This window comes from Rhodococcus sp. EPR-157, from assembly GCF_001647195.1.
Classification (GTDB): Bacteria; Actinomycetota; Actinomycetes; order Mycobacteriales; family Mycobacteriaceae; genus Rhodococcoides.
The window spans coordinates 1-2,192 of the sequence record NZ_LVCV01000602.1 but is presented as its reverse complement, the minus strand read 5'-3'; the positions used below and the strand labels follow the sequence as shown (position 1 = coordinate 2,192).

Here is a 2,192-nt window from a genome sequence, read left to right as displayed (position 1 = left end):
CGCCGTAGACACGGACGTGCAGCTCAGCGCCGTCATCGGTGACGACGGGGACGACACGTGGCACGAACGTGGGCCTGCGCAGGAGAGCGTCGGGCTGCGTGTCGGTCGTCTTGGTGAACGAAGTACGACGGCGATGCCGCAGAACGAGTGCGCCGATCCCCGCCGCCGCGGCAAGACTCCCGATGCCGAGTAGGGCACCCTCGACTTTTCTGCGTGAAACCACGGACTCTCCTGTTCCTAGCTGGCCTGATCGTTCGCCGATTCAGGTTTGTCACCGTACTGCGCAAGCACTTCTTCCATGGTCAACGTGATCCGCTGGTCCATTGCTTCCCTGAACAATGCGCCGACGACGCGGTACGTCAGCGGGCGGAGGCTGTTGACCAGCTCCGCCACTTCGCCGACCGTCCCCGCATCGGTATCGAATGGATCTTTGCCCGCATCGAGGAACTTGTCTGTGACCAACGCAACAAATCTGCGGGCGACATCGTCGAGATCTGATCGAACTGCCTCGGTCTGGTCGATCGTCGTGCTCAGCGGAATGCCCGCGTCGTGCAGCAGTCGCGCGGCATCGAGCAGCACCGGGTTGTCGATGCGGTACCCGTTCCCCGTTTCGACGATGACGCCCATGTCGGCGCCGCGTCGAAGATCTGCATCCGAGATGTCCGGTCCGAACAGTTCCTGGAAATCTTCACGGCTGAGGTGCTTCGCCTCGGGCTGGTGCTCCGCGGCGCTGTCGCTGGTCAGTACATCCTCGACGCGCAATCCGGACTGAGCGGCGTTGAGCAGCTCACTGATGGTGGCGAAGGTGTAGCCCCGTTCCAACATCCGGCTGATCAGCTCCAGCCGCGCCAGGTGTGCCTCGTTGTACCAGCCTGTTCGGCCTTCTCTACGCGGTGGTGGCAGTAGGCCACGGTCCTGGTAGACGCGAACGTTCCTCACGCTCACGCCTGCACGACGCGCGAGATCGTCGACGCGGTACTCGATCATCCCTGAACGATATGCGTCTGCCGCTCTCGCTGTGGAGCGAGGACCTACCAGCGCGGACCGCGCTGGATTCCGTCGACCTTCGGTCGAACGTCGACGAGGTAGACGCATACGGCCACGATCGCGATGATGCCGAGGAAGTTGATACCGAAGGCGAAGATCACCAGCGCCGACACGACGAGGATGCCCAGCCAGACCGGCTTGGTCAGCTTGTCGACCGCGGGGAACGCGTCGGACCGCTGACGCACGGCGTGGAAGACAGCGTAGACCGCGCCACCCAGAGCAATGATCTGGAGGACGAACAAGATCAGCGACGTCAAGCTGTTCACAACTGGCACGGCGCCCATACTACGCAAATCGACCCCCACACCGCGCGGTGCAGGGGTCGACCTCGGTCAGGGCGTCAGCTGGTGGTCTTCTTGGCGGGCGCCTTCTTGGCCGGTGCAGGAGCAGTCTTCTTCGCTGCGGGGGTCGGCGTCGCCTTCTTGGCAGGCTCGGCCTTCTTGATCGGCGATCCGGCTGTGCCGCGGGTCTTGGACTCGACCTTGCCTGCGGATCCGCTCACCTTCTGCGACGCATCGGTGGCAGCTTCCTTCGCGCTGTCGCCGGCTTCGTCGATCTCGTCTGCAAGCTCTTCGGCAGTGTCACGCACCTTGTCGGAGGCGATGCCTGCGAGAGCTGCCGCACGCTCGCCGACGGCGCGCGTCTGCGAAGCAACGGTGCCGAGCGCCTGCTCGGTCAGGTCGACGACGTCGTTGGCGGCAGAGTTGGCCCGTTCGAGGCCCTCTTCGACTGCCGGCGTACGACGAATCCGCTCGACCGTCTCCTCGCCACGCTCGGCGAGCGAGGTGTACAGGTCGGAGGCGACCTTGAGGTATGCCTCGGCGACCTTGCGAAGCTCGTCCGGGGTGAAACGCTCACGCAGGTCGGCGATCTCGTCGGGCAGCTCGGCCGGCAGGTTCGCCAGGCGCTCGCGCAGGGACTCGACACCTTCGGTGACGTCCTCGGACAAGTCGGCGATGCGGGCGCGTGCTGTATCGACGCGATCGGTGACCTCGGTGCTGCGGGTCTCGGCGCGGGAGCGCACCTGGGCCACGACGTCGGCAACTGCCTGCACTACCGCGTCGCCGGCGCCCACTGCCGCGTAGATGGGCGTCTTGACGTTGTCGAAGTTCTTGGGATCAGTCATGGGAAGACTCCTGTATGGG

Annotated in this window: 3 protein-coding genes and 1 pseudogene; all 4 read right to left on the bottom strand. The window is 64.8% G+C overall.

All coding sequences use genetic code 11. The annotated features are described in order from the left end of the window. Positions 1-223, bottom strand: a pseudogene (locus A2J03_RS30765) (alpha/beta fold hydrolase); the annotation flags it as partial. Between the two features lie 14 nt (positions 224-237). Continuing rightward, positions 238-987 (bottom strand): MerR family transcriptional regulator, encoded by a 750-nt coding sequence (locus A2J03_RS26005; protein WP_068380035.1) that lies wholly within the window; start codon positions 985-987, stop codon positions 238-240. 44 nt (positions 988-1,031) lie between these two features. Next, on the bottom strand, positions 1,032-1,331 hold the full coding sequence (locus A2J03_RS26000; protein WP_068380032.1) for a DUF2516 family protein: 300 nt from the start codon (positions 1,329-1,331) through the stop codon (positions 1,032-1,034). 56 nt (positions 1,332-1,387) lie between these two features. After that, positions 1,388-2,173, bottom strand: a complete 786-nt coding sequence (locus A2J03_RS25995; RefSeq protein ID WP_068380027.1) for a heparin-binding hemagglutinin — start codon at positions 2,171-2,173, stop codon at positions 1,388-1,390. Positions 2,174-2,192: the final 19 nt, after the last annotated feature.

Excerpts from the sequence above, each read along its gene's own strand:
- A2J03_RS26000 (WP_068380032.1), bottom strand. The coding sequence starts at position 1,331 with ATGGGCGCCGTGCCAGTTGTGAACAGCTTGACGTCGCTGATCTTGTTC.
- A2J03_RS25995 (WP_068380027.1), bottom strand. The coding sequence starts at position 2,173 with ATGACTGATCCCAAGAACTTCGACAACGTCAAGACGCCCATCTACGCG.
- A2J03_RS26005 (WP_068380035.1), bottom strand. The coding sequence starts at position 987 with ATGATCGAGTACCGCGTCGACGATCTCGCGCGTCGTGCAGGCGTGAGC.